Source organism: Lachnotalea sp. AF33-28, from assembly GCF_003477885.1.
In the GTDB taxonomy this organism is placed as follows: domain Bacteria; phylum Bacillota; class Clostridia; order Lachnospirales; family Lachnospiraceae; genus AF33-28.
This window is the reverse complement of record NZ_QUEE01000012.1, coordinates 113373-136130: the sequence shown is the minus strand read 5'-3', so window position 1 is coordinate 136130 and position 22758 is coordinate 113373. Positions and strand designations below refer to the sequence as shown.

Below are 22758 nucleotides of genomic sequence, written 5' to 3'. Positions count from 1 at the left end.
ATAATCCATCCCCAGCCATCCCGCATTCCACAGCAGTTTTATTTAACCGCGTCAAGCTGTTCTTCCATGGCCTGTTTTGCGCCTTCCTGCAGATATACATTGTAATACTCATCAAAAATGCTGTCAAATTCCGCTTCGTCTGCCATAATGCTGTTTATGATCACATTGTCTCTGTTTTCCTTCAGTTCGGCCGCATAATCGGAAACCGCTGTCAGCTGCCTGTCAATATAGAGCTTCGGCCATTTACCTTCCGATTCTCCGATCGCTTTGGCATTAACGGTAAGATCCACAGTTCGCGGATCGTTGGAATTTTCTTTACCCATACGAAACACCTCTGCTCCGAACTCACCGATCAGACAGGGATCGTTATTGAGCATAACATCCAAGTCACCCACGCTGACCCTGTCCTTATTGTTATATTCCGGATCAATAGCTACCATGAGCCCGGCTTCATTATACTCCCAATGCTCCCCCTGTGTACCATGGCAGATAATGGTATGCGCTTCTTCACCTACCAGCCAGCCGATAAAACGCAGTGCAGCACCGACATTCTCGCACCCGGATGAAATCATACAATATGCGCCGATCGGCATATATTCCTGATAAAGTGCCGGTGATTCATCTTCCCTGCAAACCTCCATTGCAAGTATCTCTGCTTCCGGTTCGGCATCATACAGAGCTGCAATATTAGAATCCTTACCCATGTAAGTCCAGTATGCAGCTGACCAGAAAGCACACTGTCCTGCAGATATCCGCTCCCCCATATCCTCTGATTTATACAATGCAAAATCAGGACTGATCAGCCCGGCATTATAACATTTGTTAAGAAAGCGATATGCCTCCTTATCACCTGCCGCCGTCAGGAAAAAATCATCTATAACCGTGGCTTTTCCTTCATCTGAGGCTGGCACCGATGCATCAATAAATGCACCTTCCACAGGCTGAATGCTGGTGAAATCGTTTAAAAGTCCCATTGGATATTCACAGAGACCGGCCTCTTTGATCTTTACCATTGCCTCAAACAATTCATCAGGCGTCATGGAAGGGTTACCGTTACGGTCTGCGATTTCAATCCCCAGCTGTTCAAGCCAGTCCTTTCGTATAAACGAGGAAAGCATGCTGACATCATTTCTTCTGGCTGGAATAGCGTACTGTCTTCCGTCAATTAATCCATAAGAGAGAATATCCTCGCCCAATATGCTGCGCACCTGTGCACCGTCTTCTTCCATATAATCGGTCAGATCCGCCAGCGCACCGTCTCCGGCCCAGGTCAGAAAGGTATTTACATCATAGATATAAAAAAGATCCGGTTCATTATGGGCGGCCATAAGGGCCTGAACCTTAGTTGTATCCTCACTTCTGGGTATCGCCATAAATTCCAATTCTATATTTAATTCCTCTTTCACTTTTTCCTGTATTATGTTCACCCACTTATTGTCCGTGGGATCGCCGTAATCCTCTGGCATATTACCGCGGTCATAGACCTCCACCACCAGTCTGACCGGTTCTGGCTTATCGCCGCTGTTCTCCGGCTCTGATTCCCCCTGTGACTGCAGACCGGATGCGGCAGCAGTACCTGATAGCTCCTTATCAGCCGGAGTGCCGCATGCAGCTGTTGACAGCGCCAGAGCAACCGCAAGAATAATTCCTGTTATTTTTTTCTTCCACATAGCTTCTCTCTCCTTTTTATTTTGTTGCCGCCTGTTCCGGCGGCTATTATAACAGCCTTTGCTGTTTATAATCATCCTTTTACCGCTCCGATCATTACGCCCTTTACAAAATATTTCTGTAAAAACGGATAGATGATCAGCACCGGAATCAAGCTGAAAATCAGCGCGCCTGCCCGGATCGTCTGTGCTACCGGAAGTGTTCCTGTAATGCCTTCCAGCATCTCATTAACCGATTCGGCATTCACAATCATCTGTCTTAGCTTAATCTGAAGAACAGTTTTCTTAGGATCGTTTATATATAATAATGCATCCTGCATGCCATTCCACCTTGACACCGCATAAAAAAGAGCAATAGTGGCCAGTGCCGGCTTGCTTAGCGGAAGTATAATCTTGGTCAGAATCTTTAAGTCTCCTGCACCGTCAATCAGAGCAGATTCCTTCAGGGAAGCCGGTATGGAAGAAAAGAACGAACGCATGACGATCATATTATAAGTACTGATCATCCCAGGAAGAATCAGTGCCAGCATGCTGTCAATCAGACCAAGATGGTTGACCAGCAGATAACTTGGAATCATCCCTCCGGAAAAATACATGGTAAATATGAAGTAGGGCCATAGAATACCTTTTCCTTTCAGTCCTGCTTCAGCCATTGGATATGCACACAGTACTGTCATTACCATGGATACGATGACATAGCTTATTGTCAGTAGCACACTCCTGCCCATTGCCTTCACCAGGGACCCATTGCTGATGATTGACTGATATACGCTGATAGTAAATTGCTTTGGAATCAGGAATACTTCCCCCCGCATTACGGGAGAGGCAGATGATAAGGATATCGCTAATAGGTATACAAATGGCAGCAGACACAACAGCCCCAGCATCAACAGTATAAAAACAACACCCACGGAAAAAAGCCTGTTATCCCAGCTTTCTCTTACCTTTGCGGGGTTTTCCACAAATCCTGCATCTGTTTTATTCACACTCATAATTCTGCCTCCTACCATATGGACTCACCGCTGATCTTTGCGCACAGTTTATTGGCACCCAAAACCAGCGTCAGATTAACAGCGGATTGGAATAAACCGATAGCGGCAGCCGGACTAAATTTTCCCTGTTCGATGCCGACTGTATACGCATAAGTGGAAAGCACTTCCGAAACATCTTTTACCATGGAATTGCCCATCATCAGTGGCTGTTCAAATCCAATGCTGACCATACCGCCAATTTTTAAGATCAGCATGATAATGACCGTAGGCAGGATATTGGGCAGCGTGATCTTATACATCATTCGGAACCGGTTGCAGCCGTCCACTCTGGCAGCCTCATACTGTTCCTGATCGATACCGGTGATAGCCGACAGATAAATAATCGCTCCCCAACCGATGGACTGCCATATGCCGACACCTACATAAGTTCCGATCCATGCACCTGCGCTGCTAAGAAACGGTATGCTGCCGAGGCCCAGATTTTGAAACAGCACGTTTAAGATTCCGTTATCTGTGGCAAAAATCTGAACCGCCATACCGCCAATGATCACCCATGACATGAAATGAGGCAGATAGAGTATGGTCTGCAGACCCTTCTTAAACAGACCGTTTCGGATTTCATTCAGCAGCAGCGCCAGTAAAATCGGCGCAGGAAAACCGAAGATCAACGACAGCAGATTCAGTACCAGTGTATTTTTAAAGGCCCTCCAGAACTTACCCGTGGAGAAAATTCGTTTAAACACTTCCAATCCGCACCACTCGCTATCCCAAATTCCTTTACGAAAGTTATAATCCTTAAACGCAATCACGAGCCCTCCCATGGGCCCATAGCAAAAAATCAAATAAAAAACTGCCGGACCCAACAACATCAGATACAGCCCATAATGACGGCGAAAATACGGTCCGAATCCTCCGGCTTTTCTTTTCCTGATGACAGTTCTGTTCACTCTTTTCTCCTTTCGCACTGTTGCGGCAAATGCTGCAATATATGCGCTGCGCCGCTTTCTGATAGATATTTTAACGCCCGGAACAGATAAAATAAATGAAAGATGAATAGGTTTAAGGTACAAAAAAGCTAGTACCCCGCACCATTTGCCACTTTGCTTATGGTGTGGGGCACCAGCCCTGTTATTTCATGCTTTTCTATTCCGCCGTTATGGTGCGGGTCCCTCTCTCCGCTGATATCTCTTCCACCGTCTTATCACGGATTCGGACCGCACCGTGATAGCCTTCCTTCGTGGGAATCAGATTTCCCCCGGCAAAGCGGTCCTTCGCCTCCTCAATTGCCTGTGTGTACTGGGGAAGCCACTGCGCTTCTGCGATCAGCATCTCATCGATCATCTGCCAGATCTCCGGCGGATTGCATACCGCGCCGGTTAACGGGTCCATCAGCGCCGCCTGCTTTAACAGATTCACGTCGCCTGCAACAGCCGCTTCCACAGCCAGTTTCTGCACCCATATGGACTGTGAGCAGACAGCCGCGCAGCCTAAGGGCAGGTCACCCAGCTTGGGAACGCTGATACCGTTTCCGTCCACATAGCAGGGAACCTCCACCACACATTCCGCAGGAAGGTTGGTGATGCAGCCTTCATTCATCACGTTGAAATGTCCGCGGTATTTTCTTCCGGTCTCCAGGCCTTCAATGATGTAAGAGCAGTGCTCTTTTCCTCGCATGGAGCCGTCATAGCGTTTCGGCGGCTCGGCGAGGATTTTCGGATACTCGGTTTCAAACCAATTGCGTTCCTCTCTGGTAACCCTTAAGTATCCCCCGGTCTCTCCGTTGATCCAGCTGTCCGTATTAATCCAGTCTTTAATCTCATCCGGCCGTTTCCGGTACCATGCCACATATTCGGACAGATGGCCGTTGGATTCCGTGGAATAATAGCCGAAGCGCTTCAGTATGTCGATCCTGACCTTCTCCTCTTCTCTAAAACGCTCGTGAGCCTCAAATCCGGCCAGCAGTTTGTCCTTTAGCTCCACCCCCTTGTGCTTTACGCTCACATACCAAGTCTGATGATTGATGCCGGCGCAGGTGATATCCAGCTCCTCCCTGGGAATTCCCAGCACTTCTCCGATCTGCGTTTCCCCGTGAATCTCCCCATGGCACAGTCCGATGGTTTTTACTTTGCCGTATTTGTTACAGGCCCAGGTCGCCATCGCGTTAGGGTTGGAATAGTTTAACATGATTGCCCCCGGCTGTGCCACCTCCCGGATATCCCTACAGAAATTCAGCATTTCTGCGATCACTCGCTGGCCGTACATGATGCCCCCGGTGCAGAGCGTATCCCCCACGCACTGGTCCACACCGTATTTCAACGGAATATCCACATCCATCTCAAAAGCGGGCAGACCCCCGATGCGCACGCAGTTGATGATATATCTGGCATCCCGAAACGCCTCTCTTCGGTCAGTTGTGGACTGAATTTTAATCGGAATCCCATTGCTGTCCAGATCCCGCTGGCAAAGCTTTGTAACCTTCTTGAGGTTATCGGGATTGATATCCGTAAACGCCACCTCAATATCATGGAATTCCGGTACGGACATGATATCCGTAAAGAGCGTCCTGGCAAATACCAGACTGCCTGCACCTATGACTGCTATTTTAAAACTCATACCTGTTCCCCTTTCTGTTCTTGCGCCCATCTGTCCGGCCCATATATTAGCACATTTTTGGCCATTGCTTTTTTTGCTTAATCTGATTATAATATTGACTATATTGGACTGCAAGAATAATTATATGATAAAGAAGGGTAATATTTTGACTTTCAATCAGTACGGGACTTACGGATTCTTAAGCGCGGGACAGATGCCGGATACACCGCTTACATTGCTGGATTTCGGACTGGAAAGACGCTGTGATGAAACATACGATTTTGATAACAGAAGCAGGGATTATGCCGGCTATCTGTTTCAGTATACATTGAGCGGGCAGGGGGCTTTTGAAGCGGAGGGCACGCTGTATCCGCAGATGCCGGGCACCGCATTTTTTTCCTGCATCCCGGAAAACAGCAGGTATTATCTTCCCTCCGGGGCTCATGAAACGAACTGGGAATTCATATATGTACATTTTACGGGACCTGCTGCCGGACCGTTCTTTCGGGAGATACAAACAAACTACGGCCGCAGCTTCCGCCTGCCCGCGGACAGCTTTCCCATTCAGCTCTGGCTGAATCTTCACCGCGATATGAATGACGGGCGGCAGCTTCGGCTGTATGAGGGCGGTGAACTGGTCTACCGCTTTCTTTCCTCCCTGCTTCGCACACTGGAATCACCGGTAGAACACATCATGAGCCACCCGATAGAAAAAAGCCTTCGGTATATGAAGGCTCATTTCCGTGAACATTTTTCAATTGATGATCTGGCACGGCAGAACGGTCTGTCCTCCGCCTATTTTACCAGGATTTTCACCAGGGAGACCGGTGAATCCCCGCTTCTGCATCTCACCCGTCTGCGTATAAACCATGCGCTGTTCCTGCTTCTGAATACACAGATGTCCGTGGAACAGATCGCTTTGGAATGCGGCTTTTCCTGCGGCAATTACTTCTGCAAAGTGTTCCGCAGGGCATCCGGATGCTCCCCTGCCGAATACCGCAGACGGTATGGGGCTTAATACGTTCTCTATTCGCGAAATATTTTATCCGTAAAATCCAGGAAGTACGACCAATCCGCCGCCGTAAAGCCATGTCCGCCGGTACGCCGGTGATATGCGATGGTTCCGTCCTGATAGCTCTTATCTGCCTTTACGGGTTCATTCATTATAAGTCCTTCTCTGCCATAGAGAGCATACACACCTCCGGCCATACGGCAGGAGCGCAATTCTCCGTCCGGATCGGCCCATAAATCCTCTGTGGCGCTGACCACATAGACCGGTCTGGGCGCCGCCAGAGCCAGAAGCATGTGCTGATCCACAGGCAGCAAATACTCCTTTGCTCCGTAATTCTGAAATCTCTCCGTAAACCAATATCCCAGATTGGCGGTGATGGATGCCACAGACTCACAGTCCGGCCCTTTATCCCTGCTGGTGGAAGCTCCGCCGCATCCGGAGTTCAGGGAAAGACATGCTGCAAACCTCTGGTCCACAGCGAACTCCCACAGCGCTGTTTTACCACCTCTGGAATGGCCGCCCACAGCCACCTTATCCGGCAGAATCTCTCTGACTGTCTCCAGATAATCCATCACTCTGGATGCACCCCACGCCCATGCGCTGATAGCTCCCCAGGGATTGATCCCATTCCTGCCCGCGATCTGAAAAATCCCGGTTTCAAAGGAATGTGGGCTGTCGGATGCCACACCGTTAACCGGCAAGGCGCAGAAGGCGTATCCGCGCTTCAATATTTCCTGTACAGGCGCAGCCTGTTCCGGTTCCCAGCCAAACATATTATAAAAAACCACCGGCACCCTGTTGCGATGGGTGGCCTCATCCGGGAGATACAGATAGAAGAAGAACGCCAAAGTTTCTGTTCTCGCCATGATTTTTCTTCTGCGGTATCCCCAGACGGTCCGCTCCTCCCCTTCTTCCGAAAAGCAGACGGGCAGCTGGCAGGCAAAAGGCATATTGCCATATACAAAATTGGAAAACAGCGCCAGTATCTCCGGCCTCCTGTATGTTTCCCACGCTATTGCTGTATCAATCGTTTCTCCGCTGCATGTCTTCAATATCTCCGGATATGCTGTCATTCTTATCTCCTCTCATCATCACAAAAATGATTAGTTAAACATCGGTTTCCATAACCAGTTTATCATCTTTAAAGGAGAGTACAATGAAAAATACATAGGTATGAGATACAAAAAAGCGATGCGTGACGCCCATTTAACTATTTATGAACCTCCATGCTGCATTCGGCCGGGATCAGCCCTTCTGCCGATGCCTTTACGGATACGGTCCCTTCCTCCTGTCCGGACTCCACCAGCAGCTGGCACAGGCCGTGAAAAGCTCTCCTCGCCGGCACTTTATCGGACTCGTGGCTGCCGGGATCTCCGTTTCCGCAGCCTAAAAAGGTGCCGCAGCCCGTCACTTCAAAGGTCAGAAGGTTCTCTGCGTATGGCACCACATTATTCTCCTGATCCAGTATCTTTGCCGCGATTGCCGCCACATCCGCTCCCCCGGCTCTAAGCTCTGTCCGATCTGGCTCCAGACAGATTCTGTAAGGCGCCCCCGTGGTGCGCACCTCCTGAAACAGCACTTCTCTGCCGCCGGTATATCCCCTGGCGCTTAAGCTGCCGGGTTCATAGATCACATCCGGCCATTCCAGATACCAGTTTTCTTCCATCCGCTTTCTACCCTGGCTGACGCCGTTTACAAACAGCTCCACTTCCTCCAGGTTGCTGTAACAGTATACGGCAACAGCCTGCCCTTCCCTGCCGGGCCAATTCCAATGCGGGAAGATATGCAGCACCGGTTCCTCTGCCCACCAGCTCTTATAGTAGTAGTAATTATCCTTGGGGAAACCGCAGTAATCCATCACGCCAAACTGGGAGGAAACCGCAGGATAGGTGAGGGGCGTGGGTTCTCCTCGGTAGTCAAAGCCGGTCCATATAAAAAGCCCGCTGACATAATCGCGGTCAGCCGTCATCTTCCACTGCTTTTCTGCGGCGTCTTTCTTCTCAAACCTACCGGTATTGCCCGGGTCCATGATATAATACCGGCTTGTTTTGGGATCCGTGCGGTAAGCGCCGCGGGTGCAGCTGTTGGCGCTGGCCTCCGTTACGATAAAAGGCTGTTTGGGAGCCATCTCATGAAAGTGATCCCACTCCCGGTCCGCATAGTTAAATCCCATGATATCCAGTTCCCTGGCACCGGGCAGAAATACCTCTGAGGAAGGGAGCTGATCCTTGCCGTTCCATGCGCAGAACGCCATGGTGATCGGCCTTACGCGGTCAAGCCTGCGGATCTCCTCCCGCATGCTGCGTATAATCCTGGGCGCTTCGGGCCGGTCCTGTGCGAACACCTCCTCATTTCCCACGGACCACATGATGATGGAAGGGTGATTTCGGTCCCGCATCACAGTGTCTTCCAGCTGCTTAAGGGTCTCCTGGGTGCTTCCCATCTTGCGCACCTCTCCCATGACAAGGATGCCCATCCGGTCACACAGATCCAGAAGCGCCTGCGCCGGCGCATGGTGCGCACAGCGGTAAGCGTTACAGCCCATTTCCTTTAATTTCTTCAGTCGGTACTCGAAGATGCTGTCCGGCATGCCGATGCCGGTTCCGGCGTGATCCTGATGACAGCAGACACCCTTGATCTTGACTCTGCGGCCGTTCAGATAAAATCCCCGGTCCGCATCAAACCGGATATCGCGTACGCCAAAATAGGTATCCGTGACATCCACAGGCTGCCCGCCGATATAGATTCCCGTCTGAAGCCGGTAGCAGTACGGATCATCGAGATCCCACAGCCGGGGATGTTCCATTTCTATGTGCTGCACAACGGTGTTCCCGGACCAGCCCTCCAGGGATACTTCCTCTCTGGCCGACCGGATCAGCCCTCCGTCAGCGTCATATACGGAGGATTCCAAAACGGCGCATTCCTGCCTTAAGCTGCGGCTTATGATCTGCGTTTCCACACGGATATCCGCACCCGCATAGTTTCCTTCCGCATCCTGATAGGGGGATGCCTCCACGGATACGCCCCAGGGACGCACATGCACGGCATCCGCGATTTCCAGCCAGACATGGCGGTAGATTCCGCCGCCTTCATACCACCAGCCTTCCCGTCCAGTGGCATCCACCCGGACAGCCAGCAGATTTTTCTCTCCGTAATTGACCACATCCGTAATATCATAATAAAAACCGGTGTAGCCGCTGACATGATTTCCAATATCGTATTCGTTCAGATACACCGTGCTGTCTCGGAATACGCCTCCGAAATGCAGATAAATCCTCCTGCCCTCACACGCCTTATCTATCTGAAAGGTTTTCCGGTACCAGCCTATGCCCCCGTCCAGACAGCCTCCCGCAACATGGCGGTTATCAATGGTCTCCATGGCGGGTATGTTTATGCCGCCTTCGAACTTGCCCTGTTTTCTGGTATAATCGCCTTCCATCACAAAATCGTGGGGCAGGTTTACGCTTCTCCATCCGGCATCATCAAAATCCATTGCCGAAGCGCCGAAATGAAACGCCTTTGCTTTGGCGGCTCCCCATTCCTCTGAATCCGTCTTCGGGGATAAATCTCCCAGATAAAATTTCCAGCCCTGATCAAGCTCCCTCTTTTCCCTCATATTCCGTTCTCCTCTTTGATTCTAGTATTGCTCTAAGAAATTCGTCCTACGGAATCATTATATTGCTGCTTCCAGCCCATGTATATAGTAATAATTACAGATCATTTCGTAAATTACGGTCCTTTGCACGTTCGGCGGCCACTCAGCCCTTAATCCCTCCGGCCGTCACCCCTTCCACAAAATATTCCTGTGCAAAGAAGTACAGGAGAATCGGCGGCACCATCGAAATCAGGGACATGGCCATCACCTGATTCCATGGGGTGCTGGCCCCCTGAGAATCGATGGACATCTTAAGCGCCAGGGACAGCGTATATTTTTTTACGCTGCTGATATAGATCAGATTGTTGAAATAGTCATTCCACCGCCACATGGTTTGAAAAATCACCACAGAAAAGATGGCAGGCTTAAGTAACGGGAACAGGATCTTCACGTAGATGGTAAAAGGATTGCATCCGTCTATACAGGCCGACTCATCCAGTTCCCTGGGAATTCCCCTTAAAAACTGAATCAGCATGAAAATCAGAAACGGATAGCAGGCAAGCAGGGCGGGCATCCAGAACGGCATATAGGTATCCACCCAGCCGAATTTGTTGAACGCCACATACCGGGGTATGATGACGATAGCATCCGGCAACATCAGCGTGGACAGCATCAGCGCAAACAGCGGCTTTTTACCCGGGAACTTGAATCTGGCAAAGCCATAAGCTACGATTCCTGTGGAGGCCACGGTCAGCAGCACGGACGGAACCACCAGCTTGAAAGTGTTCAGATAAAAGTCCGTATAGGTGAACTGGCCGATGCCCTTCCAGCCCTTTACATACGCGTCAAAAGAAAACTTCTCCGGCCAGAAGGACAGCTTTCCGAAGATTTCTGCATTGTCCTTAAAGGTGGCCAGAAACAGCCATAACAGGGGATAGACCATCACAACGCCGACGAGCAGCAGCACCGCAAGCGCACCAGTACTTTTCTTTTTCATCCGTCCATCCCCCCATCGTTGTAGAATACCCAGGCATCCGATGATTTGAACACAAACATCGTGATCATCAGTATGATGACAAACAGCACCCAGGAGGCCGCCGAAGCGTAGCCCATCTTTAATGTCTTAAACGCATCCTCATAGATCTTCACCCCGATCAGATAGGTGCCGTGATTGGGGCCGCCGTTTGTGATGATAAACGCCGAGGTGAATTCCTGAAGTGCATGGACGATCTGCATGATCAGGTTGAAGAAGATGATCGGAGTGATCATGGGAAGCGTGATGCCAAAGAACTGCCGTACCTTAGACGCCCCGTCCACGGATGCCGCTTCATACAGCTCTGTGGGCACATTTTTCAGCCCTGCCAAAAACAGCACCATGGAGGAGCCGAACTGCCATACCACCAGCAGACTGATCGTCACAAGCGCAATGTCCGGATCTCCCAGCCAGTCGACAGCTGAAATTCCCACCAGAGACAGCGTTTTATTGATCACCCCTTCCTTCATAAACAGAAACTTCCACAGTATGGAGATCGCCACGCTCCCGCCCATGATGGAGGGCAGGTAATAGACTGTCCGGAAAAAGTTAATGCCCTTCAGCTTCATATTGAGCAGCATCGCCACAAACAGCGCCATAATCAGTTTCATCGGCACCGCCATCAGGGCGTACTTAAAAGTCAGAAACAGCGATTTCCAAAAATACTTATCCTCAAAAAATAATCTTGTATAGTTCTCCAGCCCCACCCATTTGCCGTCCGAGAGAATGGAGAAGTCTGTGAAGGAATAGTATAACGACATGATCAGAGGATACCCCTGCAGCAGGAGGAATCCGGCCAGCCACGGCGCGATGAAGAGTAACCCCCACCGATAATTTCTCGGATACCTGTTCCTGCACGGGTTCTTTTTATTTACTTTAACAGATACAGGGATATGTTTTCAATATTGCGCAGAGTATCCAGCGAAAGGCTCTCCTCATGAAAAGCGGCATCCAGCTGCAGCGTGACGCTGGGGCTGGATGCGAAAAACATGTTGGCATTATCCAATTATCCGCCATGGATTTAAAGATGCTGTAAGGACCGATAATCAGGAGCGGAATCAGTATCAGCATACAGTTTTTTACGAAGCTCTGCAGGAAAAACACCCTCCGTACGGATTTCCTGCCTCTTTTTATTTCCTGAGAATACTTATTCATCCGTCTTAAGTCCTTCCTTATATTCCGAAGGGGATACGCCGTAGAAATTTTTAAACGCTCTGGTGAAATTATTGGGATTTTGATAACCGACCATCTGGCTGATATAATAAATCTTGGCATCCGGATCCTGCAGCAGCACAGCCGCCTGTTTCATGCGGGTTTCATTCAGTATATCGGTAAATGTCTTATCCGTCTTCTGCCGGATCAGCTGGCTTAAATAGGAGCTGCTAAGAAACAGCTGGGCAGACAGCTCTGTCAGAGAGCCGTCCCGGTAATGCCCGCCGCAGTATTTATATACAGCCGCTATTATTTTATCCTCATGCCCGTGTTCCTGCTCATCTTCTTTCCCGTAGATCCGGTCCAGATCGGATTTAAGCTTTCTGAACAGCTCCCGGAGTTCCTCAAAGCTGGGAGGCTTTAGAATATAATATTTAACCCCATACTTTATGGCCTCCTGGGCAAATTTAAATTCACCGTATGCGCTTAAGAGTACCACCATGGGCCGGCGTCCTTTTCTCTGCGAGATCTCTCTGGCCAGGGCCAGTCCGTCCAGAACGGGCATGCAGATATCCGTAAATACCACATGGACCACATGCTCTTCTATATAATCCAGGGCCTCCTTCCCGTTTTGTGCCTGCCCGCATACATGAAATCCCAGATCACTCCAGGGAAAACAGGTCGACAGAGTATCCCTGGGGCCAGCTTCATCATCTACTACCAGCATTTCGTACATAATATCCCCCCTAGTATATCAATAATCGGTATCCGATCCGCCGCCCGGTCAGCTCTTTATCTCCAGCCCGCAGACAGACAGCACAAATTCTACAAACATGGCGTTGGACCACGAAAACCACTCTCTGGTAAACTTAAACGGATCATCCTTATGAAATCCTTCATGTACCACGCCGCAGCCGGCATCGGTCCTCTCAAAATAGTCCAGAATGCGTTCCTTCTCATCCGGGTCAACCGCAGTCATGCCCTGGATCGCCAGCGCAATATGCCATATGTAATCCTTTGGCGTATGGGGACTGCCCACGCCGCGGGCAGCTGTTCCTTCATAATAATAAGGATTCTGACTGCTAAGCACCCATCTTCTGGTTCTAAGATACGCGCTGTCCTCTTTGGAACAATAATGATAATAAGGCATGGACAGCAGGCTTGGCACATTGGCGTCATCCATCAGCACATAGCTGCCAAAACCATCGGTTTCGTAGGCATAAATCTCCCCGTATCCATCCACCTGTGTCAGCCCATATCTGCGGATTCCTTCCTCTATCTCCCGGCGCAGCCTGTCCGCCTTCTGTTCCAGTATGGGATCGGAATAGAATGCACGGTTGATCTCCAGCATATATCCCAACACTACCACCGCGAACATATTGGACGGGATCAGGTACCCGTAGACACAGCTGTCGTCGCTGGGGCGGAATCCCGACCAGGTCATCCCGGTCACCGCAACCGGATTGCCCTTCCCATCCCCAGGCAGCGTGTCCGTCTCCGGACAGTTTGCCCTGCGAAAGGTGTAGTCGGAATTTTTCATATGATCCTGTTCCTTTATCCACAGATCCAGGACGGTCTCCATCGCATATTTAAAATCCCCGTCAAAGTGCGATGTACGGCCGCTGTTTTTCCAGTACAGATATGCCAGCTGTATCGGGTAGCACAGGGAATCGATCTCATATTTGCGTTCCCAGATCATTGGCCCCATCTTTGTGTCATCCTGCTGATGCCCCTTGTTATCCGCCTTTTCATTAAACGCATTGGCATAGGGATCCAGACAGATACAGCGGCACTGGCGCTTAAGCACGCCTTCAATGATCTGCCGGATCCGCTCATTATCCTCCGCCGCCAACAGATACGGGCGGAGCTGGTTCGTGCTGTCCCTAAGCCACATGGCCGGTATATCCCCTGTCAGCATAAAGACCTGTCCGTCCTCCTGGCGGATGATCGTCTTTTCCAGCGTATCCTGATAACAGTTCTCAAACATAGATACGATCTTGGGGCGGTCCTTCATCCGCTCCCGAACAAGCTGTAAAATCTCTTCCTCTTTCATTGCTGCATACCCCTTTTATATTGGATTACTTTATTTAATTACAGCCATTATACTGAATCCTCCCGCTTATTACAAGACTGTTGCCCGGCAGTAGGATTCTTTCGTAAAAAAGTACGGATCTTATTCGTTGCGGCAAAAGATGAAACGGGTTATAATCCTATTAACCGTACAAAGGATTCTACCGTTTAAGAAACAGAAAGAGGATGAAATGGACGAATTAACTCTGTTGGATTCCGTTATTTCCTACATGGATATAGATATGAAGGGATGCAGCGAGGTATCAAAAAGCAGGGAATGGTATGAGGTCAATGCAAAATCCGATTACGACCTGTGGCTGATCCTGGAAGGGAAGATAAAGCTGATACTGGATGAAAAGGAATATGCTGTACAGGAAAACGATCTGTTTCTGCTGTACCCGCAGCTCTTATATAAGGCATACGCCCTAACGGATACCTGCCGTTTTCTCTTCATTCATTTTGATGTCGGGCTCGGGCATGATCACCGGGCATTTCAGGAGTTTCCTCTTGCGGGTTTCATCCCGGCAGCGGCGGTTCATGAGGAGACTGCGCTCTTTCTGAAGGAATATCAAAACTATAAGAACGCCATCCCGCTTTCATCGCATTATATGAAAAGCTGCTTTGCCATGCTCCTTATAAAGCTCATCCGCTACCGGTATCAGAATCTTCCTGCCGACAGCTCTTGTGATTTTAAAAAACAGCCGGCCGCCAGGCTTCGCCCTGTCCTTGGCTTTATCAGTGCGAATCTTAACAGGCCGATCAGCGTCGGTGAGCTGGCCGAAGCGGCCGGCATGTCGGATAAATATTTTATCACATATTTTAAAAATGCCATCGGCGTCACACCGGCCAATTTCATACTGCAGTTAAAGATGAAAAAGGCACTGGAATATCTGTATGAATATAAATTTACCGTGGGAGAGGTGGCGCAGATGGTGGGTTATGAAGATCCGTACAGCTTTTCCCGGGCCTTTAAGAAGGTCTATCACATTGCGCCGTCGAAGATTATCTGATCATACTTATTAACATGAAAAAAAGAGGATTTGTTATTTTCTCTTTCTCCGATTCCTGTAAAATAAATATATCACTGAACTGGATTGGAGAAAACCAATGGATAAAAGAAACACAGCCGCCATTCTCCCGCTGGACGGAGAATGGGATTTCGCCTACACAAGACTGGCGCCCGACCCGGAGCATGCGGTTTTTCCGGGCGAAGAAGAATATGAAACCCGAATCCCGGTCCCCGCATACTGGGACGACTGTCAGGACAGGATGAACTTCACGAAATTCTGGTCCAGAGACTGCCTGATCAATCCCGATTACCGCCCGCCCGCATTTCCCATCGGCCTGAATCCGCCGGACGCTTCCCTGCCTACTATGATCGGCACAGGATGGTACCACAGAACCTTCACAGCAGAAGCTGCCTGGGCAGATTCCTGTGTCACTCTGCAGATTGGCGGCGTAGCGCTGGAAGCCTGGGTATGGTTAAACGGGGAATACATCGGCCATCATCTGGGCCATCTGACGCCATTTGAGCTGGAGCTTAACAGGGGCCTTAAGCCGGGGGAGGCAAACGAACTCATCATTGCCGTATCCAATGGGCGAAAGGATGTTCTCGGCTGCAGCATCCGTGGATTTAAGGGCAAAGGCGGAGGCATCACGCGTTCAGTATGCATCAGAACGGCAGGCAAGGCCGGCCTGGGAAACTGCTATGTCCGGACCGATCAAAGCCTTCACAGCCTGTATTGGGAGATCGGCGTCCGGCGCAGCGGATATTCCATTCAGACGCTTTCACTGGACTGGGCCGTCACAGACGGGGAAGAAGGGGCGGTTTCATCAGAACTGCCTGTTATCGCCTGCGGCACCGCGGCCTCTTCGGACGGTGATTTTACGTGGACCACCGAAACTTTTGGTTTAAAACCCTGGTCCGATGTCAGCCCGCGCCTCTACCGGCTGGAGTTCACCCTCCGGGACGGCAGCACAATCCTTGACCACAAGGAACAGGCCTTCGGTCTTCGCTACGCCGAGAGCAGGGAAAAGGCACTGTATCTGAACAATGTCCCTATCTTTCTAAGGGGGATCACGGAACATGCGTATTTTCCGGAAACCTGTACGGTGCCCACTCAACGCTCCTATTACCGCAAAGCCATCCTTTCGTTAAAGAGCATGGGGTACAACTGGATCCGGTTCCACACCTGGGTTCCTCCCGAAGAATGCCTTATAGAGGCGGACCGGCTGGGCATGCTGATGCAGGTGGAAGCGCCCAACGGATTTACGGAGTCCGAATTTCTGGATATCCTTATAACCTGCCGCAGGCATCCCTGCGTCATCCTTTACTGCTGCGGCAACGAGGTCCAGATCGACGATACCATGGAGGAAAAGCTTAAAAGGATGTCGGAGCACTGCCATCGGCTGGCGCCTGACTGCCTGTACAATCCAATGAGCGCACTGTTTAATATCGAACTGCGGATGGATGAAAAGGAATCCGGTTATACAAAGAATCCGGTGCCCCACAACGCGGTGAGGCTGGCCAGGGTAGAGGCTTTCAGCGATGCGCTGTCACCCTGGATCGGGCTCTTCAGCTATCACTCCATGTTCCATGACATGGACAAACTGAACGGGCGGTTTTCCATCTATCATCACCCCTGCATGATCCATGAGGCCGGCATCAACGACAGCTGGCTGAATCTGGATCTGGAGCACCGCTATGAAGGCACAAGGATCGGTACTTCCCTGTATGCGGCGGCACGGGCCTATATGACAAAGATGGGCGTGGTGAAGAACTCTCCGCTCTACTACCTCAACTCCTGCCGATGGATGAGCCTGACTGCCAAATTCAGTCTGGAAAAGGCGCGCCTTCTAAGCTCTGTATCCGGCTATGACTATCTGGGCGGCATCGACTGCCACTGGCACCGAACAGGATATGCGGTAGGCATGTTCAACGAATTTTATGAACCCAAGCCGGGATTTGCCCCTGAAGATGTCATTTCATATAACGGGGAAAGCGTGCTTCTTACAAACTGCACCCCTCACAGGAATCTGCAGACAGGAGAAGCCTTTTCGGCGGACATCTTCGTTTCACTCTACGGTCCAAATCCTATAAAACGCGGTCTTTTATCCTGGTATCTGGAGGATGAAAACCGTCGGATCTGCGCCAGAGGGGGGTGGGAGGTGCGGGATGTCCCAAACGGCAGCGTAACTCCTTTGGGCACCGTACATGCCGTGGCCCCTGCCGTCGGAGGAAGAGGTGCTCATCTGAAGCTGCGCGTGCGTTTATCCGGTGAATATACTGAACTCACGAATCATTGGGATTACTGGGTGTATCCAAACGGGACAAAAAAAGAGGAATTTTCCGGCATCCGTGTGACGGACCGGCTGGATCGGGAATCGCTTTCATACATGTCCGAAGGCGGGCGCATCCTGCTCCTTGGAAGCGGACCTTTTCCCGCCCTTTTGACCACCTTCCAGCTCATGACCGGCGGACGCGTGGACGGCAACTGTGCCACCGTCATTTATGACCACCCTCTGACCAGGCAGTTCCCGCAGGAAGGCTTCTGCGACTGGCAGTTCTACAGCATGCTGGAGGGCGGTGAGGCGGTTGTATTTAACAATCTGGATATACCGTTTGACCCGATCCTGGAGGTGGTCAGCAGCTATAAGCTGATCCGCAGACAGGCCGGCATTTTTGAACTGGCGGTGGGAAAGGGAGGGCTTCTCGTGTGCGCTCTGAATATGCACAATAACGAACCCGGCACGGTCAGCCTGTACAATTCCATGATCCGCTATCTGTCCTCTGATGAATTCAGGCCTAAGACCGCGGTGACGGATCGCTGGCTGTGCTCTATCATGGACAGCGGCTACAATACCACGCCGGAGCTTGCTAAAATCGTATATGAGGATATGGGAGGACAGGTGCATGGCTCATCGGATCTGTACTCACAGATTCGATGAAAGAAACATCACACACTCGTCAATAAATCCAGGAAGCCCCTCATGGCCGAAATCGGGATACAGCATGAGCTGTTTTTCTGTCTTCAAACGGTTATATGCGGCAAACTGCGTGGATGCCGGGCATGCCTCATCCTTAAGTCCCATGCCCCAGAGCACCTTTGCCCGTATTCTCGGTACGAGATATTGCACGTCGATGTAACCCAGCCGGGTAAAATATTCCTCTTCCTGTTCATGCCTGGGGTCGTACGCACGGAAGAAGTATTCAAGCCCTTCATAAGCGCTTCCCCGGCAGTTCAGCTCCCAGACTCTCCGGTAATCACACAGGAACGGATACAACACGGCCGCACACCGGATTTCCGGCACCAGCGCCGCACATACCAGGGACAGTCCGCCCCCCTGGGAACCGCCGTGGACCGCCATTCTGGCGCTGTCTGTCTCCGGGAAGTTCTTTACAGCCTTCACTAACAGAGCGGTATCCATGAAAATCTGCCGAAACAGCAGCGCTTTCGACCCTTCAAGCAGCCCGCGGATAATATGTCCGTGATATGTGGTGCAGTTTACATTTCCTCTGTCCTCCGATAGGCCGGCCTGTCCCCGGCAGTCCATGACCGCCACTGCAAATCCCTGGGAGATCCAGGCCAGCTTATCCCACCAATCCCCAGAATTCCCCGAATATCCGTGAAACATATAGATCACCGGAATCTTACCTTTTCGTCCGGCAGGCCGCAGATACTTGGCATGTATCTGCGCGCCATCCGCTCCGCTGTAATAGAGGTCAAAACATTCGGCCCCGGCCGCCCGAAAAGCCGCCGGCACCAGCCGGGGGCTGGGATCCCACGCTGCAATCTCCTCCAGGGATTCCTCCCAGTATCGGTCAAAATCTGTCGGTCTCGGGTTGGTACCCATATATTTTTTCATATTTTCCACTGACATGCTCTCAAATGACATTCCGCTTCTCCTTCCATTCCATCCACCTGTGCCCGGACTGTTATCCCTCCGGAGCCTTTTCGGATCTCACTGCCGCCAGAAACTCTCTCTCCGGCCTTATCGCTTCATTTCCGTCCTGCTCGCACATGATCGTTGTTTTCATTTTAAGCGATATTTCATATTTATACAATTCAAAAAAACTATAAAAGTTTTGATTTTTTTCAAACACTTGACATTTCAGATTCCCGTGGTTAGACTTTGAGACAACGTACCATAATTCGATTCAGGAGGTATATACATATTATGAAATATTGGGAGCGCGGAGCACTTCGCGTCAGTGAAAACAGAAAATACCTGAAAAACGGGGATACTCCCTTTTTCTGGCTGGGTGACACGGCCTGGCTGCTGCTTCAGCAAAGCAGTGGGGAAGACGCACGGATCTATCTGAAAAACAGAGCGGATAAGGGGTTCAATGTGATCCAGGCAGTCCTGATTAACAGCCTGCCGGGGGAAGAGGCCAACAGTCTCACCACGGTAAACTGCGATGTGACGAGCGCAAAGTTCTGGAAACACTGCGATGAAGTTATAAGCATAGCGGAAGAACTGGGGATCTATATGGGGCTGCTGCCTTCCTGGGGAAGTATCGTAAAATATGGCATGCTGAATACCGGCAGCGCCGCCCAATATGCGGATTTTCTGTATCAGAGATATAAGGACCGGCCCAACATCATCTGGATCCTGGGCGGCGATATCCTTGGAACCGACGGCCTGGATTTCTACCGGGAATTTGGACGTCTTCTCAAGGAAAAAATGCCGGATAAGCTGATTGCGTACCATCCCTTCGGGAGAACGGCTTCTTCCATGTGGTTTCAGCAGGATGAGTGGCTGGATATCAATATGTTCCAGTCCGGGCACCGGCGCTATGACCAGCCCGCTTTGGGCAGATGGGATGACAATTCTGCAAAGGAGGAGTTCTTTGGGGAGGATAACTGGAAATATGTAGACAGGGATCTGCGATGCGTGCCGGTTAAGCCTACGCTGGACGGCGAGCCGTCCTACGAGCAGATCCTCCAGGGCCTTCATGATCCAAGCCAGCCATACTGGCAGGCTTGGGATGTGCGCCGATACGCCTACTGGTCCGTATTTCAGGGAGCTGCCGGCCATACCTATGGGGATAACGCGATCCAGCAGTTCTATACCGGAGAACAACCCGGGAAATACGGCGTGAAGGAAACCTGGCGGGAGTCCATCCATCACGAAGGTTCCTGCCACATGAAGCATCTGAAGGATTTGATGACCAGCGTGGATTTCACGGAGGGCCGTCCCGCAGAAGAGCTTTTGCTGTCCGGACAGGGAAAAATGTATGAACGGATCTCAGTGTTTGCGGGTGAAGATTTCATTTTCTGCTACGATTACCTGGGAAAGGAATTTACCCTTGACCTCACCGGTTATGCAGGAAAACGGCTATATGCTTACTGGCTGGATCCTGTGAGCGGCGTTTACAGCTATTTTGGGGATATGACCGGAAAAGAGGCGGTTACCGTGGAGCCTGTCACACGTTTTTCCGGTCATAATGACTGGGTGCTGGTATTAAAAAATCACTAAAAATTTATAAATGCCTGCAGGTTCTAACCGGACTTGCAGGCATTTATTCCTAACATGCTTATTGCGTTTCCCGCCTGCCCAGCACTTCACCGCTGAACAAATCGATCAACGCTTAACCGTTTTATATTTCCCCGATCAGATAGCTCTGGTTCCCGTCACGAAGGAACACCGGCAGGGTTTCCAGAGGCGCCTCCACCTCATATTCCTGTCCGCCGGCATAGGCTTCTCCCGTACCGGCATGTATCCAGTCTGCCCCGGCCGGCAGGTATACCTTTCTGCTTCCGGCATGTTCCCAGCAGACCGGCGCGATTAAAAGGTCAGGTCCGAAGAGGTACTCATATTGGGCATCCCAGCTGGCCGGATCCTCGGGGAACTCGTAGAACAGCGCTCTGATGACCGGCGCTCCTTTCTCATGGGCCTCCTTCATCAAACCTCTCGTATAATCCCGCATCAGCTCCCGGATGGCGATAAATTTCTTTAAAATCGGATAGGCTTCTTCCCCAAAGCTCCAAATCTCATTATCCGCTCCGGTCTGCTCCCGCACCTCTCCGGCCTTATTGATGATCTGCTGTGCGGGCTGCCTGCAGCCGTGAAGCCTCATGACCGGGCAGAAGGTTCCGAACTGGAACCAGCGGACCAGCATTTCCCGAAACTCCGGCTTTTCTGTATATCCGCCGTGGAAACCGCCTATATCGGTGGTCCACCAGGGGATGCCGCACAGTCCCATATGTATGCCCGCACAGATCTGCTTGCGGAAATCCTCATAGGTCGACATGATGTCGCCGGACCAGACCAGCGCTCCGTATCTCTGGCTGCCGGCCCAGGCGCAGCGGATCAGATTGACGATATGCTCCTGCCCCATCTCCTTCTGGCCTTCGTAAAACATGCGGGCGTATTCTCTGGGGTAAATATTTCCGATTTCCTCCACCGGCCCCGCATGGTACCTGTAATTGTCATATTCATAGGTCCCGAATTCCGGCTCCGCCTCATCCAGCCAGAAGGTATGAATGCCGAGGTCCGCGTAATTCTTCCTGCACTTATCCCAGACATATTTCCTGGTCCGCGGATTAGTGGGATCCATGAATACATTGTTCCCATGAAAGAGCATCTGGACATCAATGCCCGCGTTGCTCTTTACCAGAAGGCCCTGCTGCTTCATTTCTTCATAGTTCTCACTGCGCCAGTCCACCTGCGGCCAGACGGATACCATGGTCTCTATCCCCATATCGTGCAATTGCTGCACCATCTCCTTCGGATTCGGGAAGTACTCCTCGTCAAAACGGTAATCGCCGCATCTCTTCCAGTGATAATAATCGATGACCAGCACGTCTAAGGGGATGCCGCGCCTTTTATATTCGGAAGCAATATCCACGACCTGCTGCTGATTGTAATAACGAAGCTTGCACTGCCAGAAGCCCAGACCGAATTCCGGCATCATGGGCGCCTTGCCCGTCGCATCCGCATAATGCTCTTCAATCTTAGCAGGCGTGTCACCGGCCGTGATCCAGTAATCCAGCTGCTTTGTGGACTGAGCGACCCACTCTGTGGTATTCAATCCGAAATGCACTTCCCCGATGGCCGCGTTATTCCAGAGAAATCCGTAGCCGAGGCTTGAAACATAGAAGGGGATGCTGGCCTGGGAATTGCGGTGCGCCAGCTCCAGATTGCAGCCCTTTAAATCCATGCGTTCCTGCTGATACTGCCCCATGCCGAATATCTTTTCCTTCGGATTTGACTCAAAAGTTGCTTTCAGATAAAAGCTGCCGCCCGGCCTGTTCCGGTAATAGCGCGCTTTTCTCACCAGGGAGCCGCCGTTGGAGATCTCTCTAAGAAGCAGTTCCCCCTTCTGATTGTAAAAGGACATCTGAAGCGCTTTTCCCCAGGGCTGCACCTCAAGGAGCGCTTTGATGTTTCCGTTAGTGATCTCTGCGCTCCACTCATCCATCTGTATCTGTACCTGGCCGGCCGGCTGCTTAAGCAGAGCGGCGTTTCCTTCCTCAATATCACTTAATATCCTGCTGCGGACGCGCAGGCTGTCCGTCCCCCAGGCCTCTACCTGTACGGTCTCTCCGTTTTCTCTAAAAATAAGCCTGCCGTTCTGTTCCTCAAAAAAACCCATAGTTTCCTCCTCATATCTGTGTATATTTTAATTTCACTGCCATCCC

17 protein-coding genes are annotated in these 22758 nt (G+C 50.9%); 4 read left to right on the top strand and 13 right to left on the bottom strand.

Annotation, left to right across the window (positions count from 1 at the left end; translation table 11 throughout):
• Positions 1 to 38: 38 nt before the first annotated feature.
• The 4 genes from DWZ56_RS16455 to DWZ56_RS16440 form a co-directional block, all read right to left on the bottom strand.
• The gene (locus DWZ56_RS16455; protein ID WP_158584637.1) at positions 39 to 1670 is read right to left on the bottom strand and encodes an extracellular solute-binding protein; all 1632 of its coding nucleotides are present in this window, start codon (positions 1668 to 1670) and stop codon (positions 39 to 41) included.
• Positions 1671 to 1741: 71 nt separating this feature from the next.
• Positions 1742 to 2659, bottom strand: a complete 918-nt coding sequence (locus DWZ56_RS16450) for a carbohydrate ABC transporter permease (RefSeq protein WP_158584636.1) — start codon at positions 2657 to 2659, stop codon at positions 1742 to 1744.
• A gap of 11 nt (positions 2660 to 2670) precedes the next feature.
• Positions 2671 to 3606 (bottom strand): ABC transporter permease, encoded by a 936-nt coding sequence (locus DWZ56_RS16445; protein WP_243095326.1) that lies wholly within the window; start codon positions 3604 to 3606, stop codon positions 2671 to 2673.
• A gap of 196 nt (positions 3607 to 3802) precedes the next feature.
• Complete coding sequence (locus tag DWZ56_RS16440; protein ID WP_118557692.1) at positions 3803 to 5272, bottom strand: alpha-glucosidase/alpha-galactosidase; 1470 nt, start codon at positions 5270 to 5272, stop codon at positions 3803 to 3805.
• 145 nt (positions 5273 to 5417) lie between these two features.
• On the opposite strand from DWZ56_RS16440, the gene DWZ56_RS16435 reads away from it, so the two are divergent.
• Entirely contained in the window at positions 5418 to 6269 is an 852-nt protein-coding gene (locus DWZ56_RS16435; RefSeq protein WP_158584635.1) for an AraC family transcriptional regulator, read from the top strand.
• Between the two features lie 8 nt (positions 6270 to 6277).
• On the opposite strand, the gene DWZ56_RS16430 is transcribed toward DWZ56_RS16435, so the two are convergent.
• From DWZ56_RS16430 to DWZ56_RS16405, 7 genes are all read right to left on the bottom strand, one after another.
• The gene (locus DWZ56_RS16430) at positions 6278 to 7336 is read right to left on the bottom strand and encodes a glucuronyl esterase domain-containing protein (protein ID WP_118557690.1); all 1059 of its coding nucleotides are present in this window, start codon (positions 7334 to 7336) and stop codon (positions 6278 to 6280) included.
• Positions 7337 to 7473: 137 nt separating this feature from the next.
• Positions 7474 to 9879 carry a beta-galactosidase GalA gene (galA, locus tag DWZ56_RS16425; RefSeq protein ID WP_118557689.1) on the bottom strand — a complete coding sequence of 802 codons (2406 nt, stop codon included), beginning with the start codon at positions 9877 to 9879 and terminating at the stop codon, positions 7474 to 7476.
• Positions 9880 to 10021: 142 nt separating this feature from the next.
• The gene (locus DWZ56_RS16420) at positions 10022 to 10855 is read right to left on the bottom strand and encodes a carbohydrate ABC transporter permease (RefSeq protein ID WP_118557688.1); all 834 of its coding nucleotides are present in this window, start codon (positions 10853 to 10855) and stop codon (positions 10022 to 10024) included.
• Positions 10852 to 11652 (bottom strand): carbohydrate ABC transporter permease, encoded by an 801-nt coding sequence (locus tag DWZ56_RS16415; RefSeq protein ID WP_330424901.1) that lies wholly within the window; start codon positions 11650 to 11652, stop codon positions 10852 to 10854. Before DWZ56_RS16415 ends, DWZ56_RS16420 begins: the two co-directional genes overlap by 4 nt.
• A 110-nt stretch (positions 11653 to 11762) precedes the next feature.
• The gene (locus tag DWZ56_RS23355) at positions 11763 to 11897 is read right to left on the bottom strand and encodes a hypothetical protein (RefSeq protein ID WP_279220307.1); all 135 of its coding nucleotides are present in this window, start codon (positions 11895 to 11897) and stop codon (positions 11763 to 11765) included.
• A gap of 141 nt (positions 11898 to 12038) precedes the next feature.
• On the bottom strand, positions 12039 to 12779 hold the full coding sequence (locus DWZ56_RS16410) for a response regulator transcription factor (protein ID WP_118557686.1): 741 nt from the start codon (positions 12777 to 12779) through the stop codon (positions 12039 to 12041).
• A gap of 48 nt (positions 12780 to 12827) precedes the next feature.
• Positions 12828 to 14096 carry a glycoside hydrolase family 125 protein gene (locus DWZ56_RS16405; protein ID WP_118557685.1) on the bottom strand — a complete coding sequence of 423 codons (1269 nt, stop codon included), beginning with the start codon at positions 14094 to 14096 and terminating at the stop codon, positions 12828 to 12830.
• A 208-nt stretch (positions 14097 to 14304) separates the two neighbouring features.
• Here DWZ56_RS16405 and DWZ56_RS16400 point away from each other — a divergent pair, with 208 nt between their 5' ends.
• A complete protein-coding gene (locus DWZ56_RS16400; protein ID WP_158584634.1) occupies positions 14305 to 15123 on the top strand; it encodes a helix-turn-helix transcriptional regulator in 819 nt (272 codons plus the stop codon).
• Positions 15124 to 15220: 97 nt separating this feature from the next.
• A complete protein-coding gene (locus tag DWZ56_RS16395) occupies positions 15221 to 18061 on the top strand; it encodes a sugar-binding domain-containing protein (protein ID WP_118557683.1) in 2841 nt (946 codons plus the stop codon).
• On the opposite strand, the gene DWZ56_RS16390 is transcribed toward DWZ56_RS16395, so the two are convergent.
• Complete coding sequence (locus DWZ56_RS16390; RefSeq protein ID WP_118557682.1) at positions 18047 to 19009, bottom strand: acetylxylan esterase; 963 nt, start codon at positions 19007 to 19009, stop codon at positions 18047 to 18049. The two genes, DWZ56_RS16395 and DWZ56_RS16390, sit on opposite strands and share 15 nt — an antisense overlap.
• A 282-nt stretch (positions 19010 to 19291) precedes the next feature.
• On the opposite strand from DWZ56_RS16390, the gene DWZ56_RS16385 reads away from it, so the two are divergent.
• The gene (locus DWZ56_RS16385) at positions 19292 to 20593 is read left to right on the top strand and encodes a glycoside hydrolase family 140 protein (RefSeq protein WP_118557681.1); all 1302 of its coding nucleotides are present in this window, start codon (positions 19292 to 19294) and stop codon (positions 20591 to 20593) included.
• A gap of 121 nt (positions 20594 to 20714) precedes the next feature.
• Here DWZ56_RS16385 and DWZ56_RS16380 read toward each other — a convergent pair whose 3' ends face one another.
• Positions 20715 to 22712: a glycoside hydrolase family 31 protein gene (locus tag DWZ56_RS16380; RefSeq protein WP_118557680.1), complete on the bottom strand. Its 1998-nt coding sequence runs from the start codon at positions 22710 to 22712 to the stop codon at positions 20715 to 20717.
• Between the last annotated feature and the right edge of the window lie 46 nt (positions 22713 to 22758).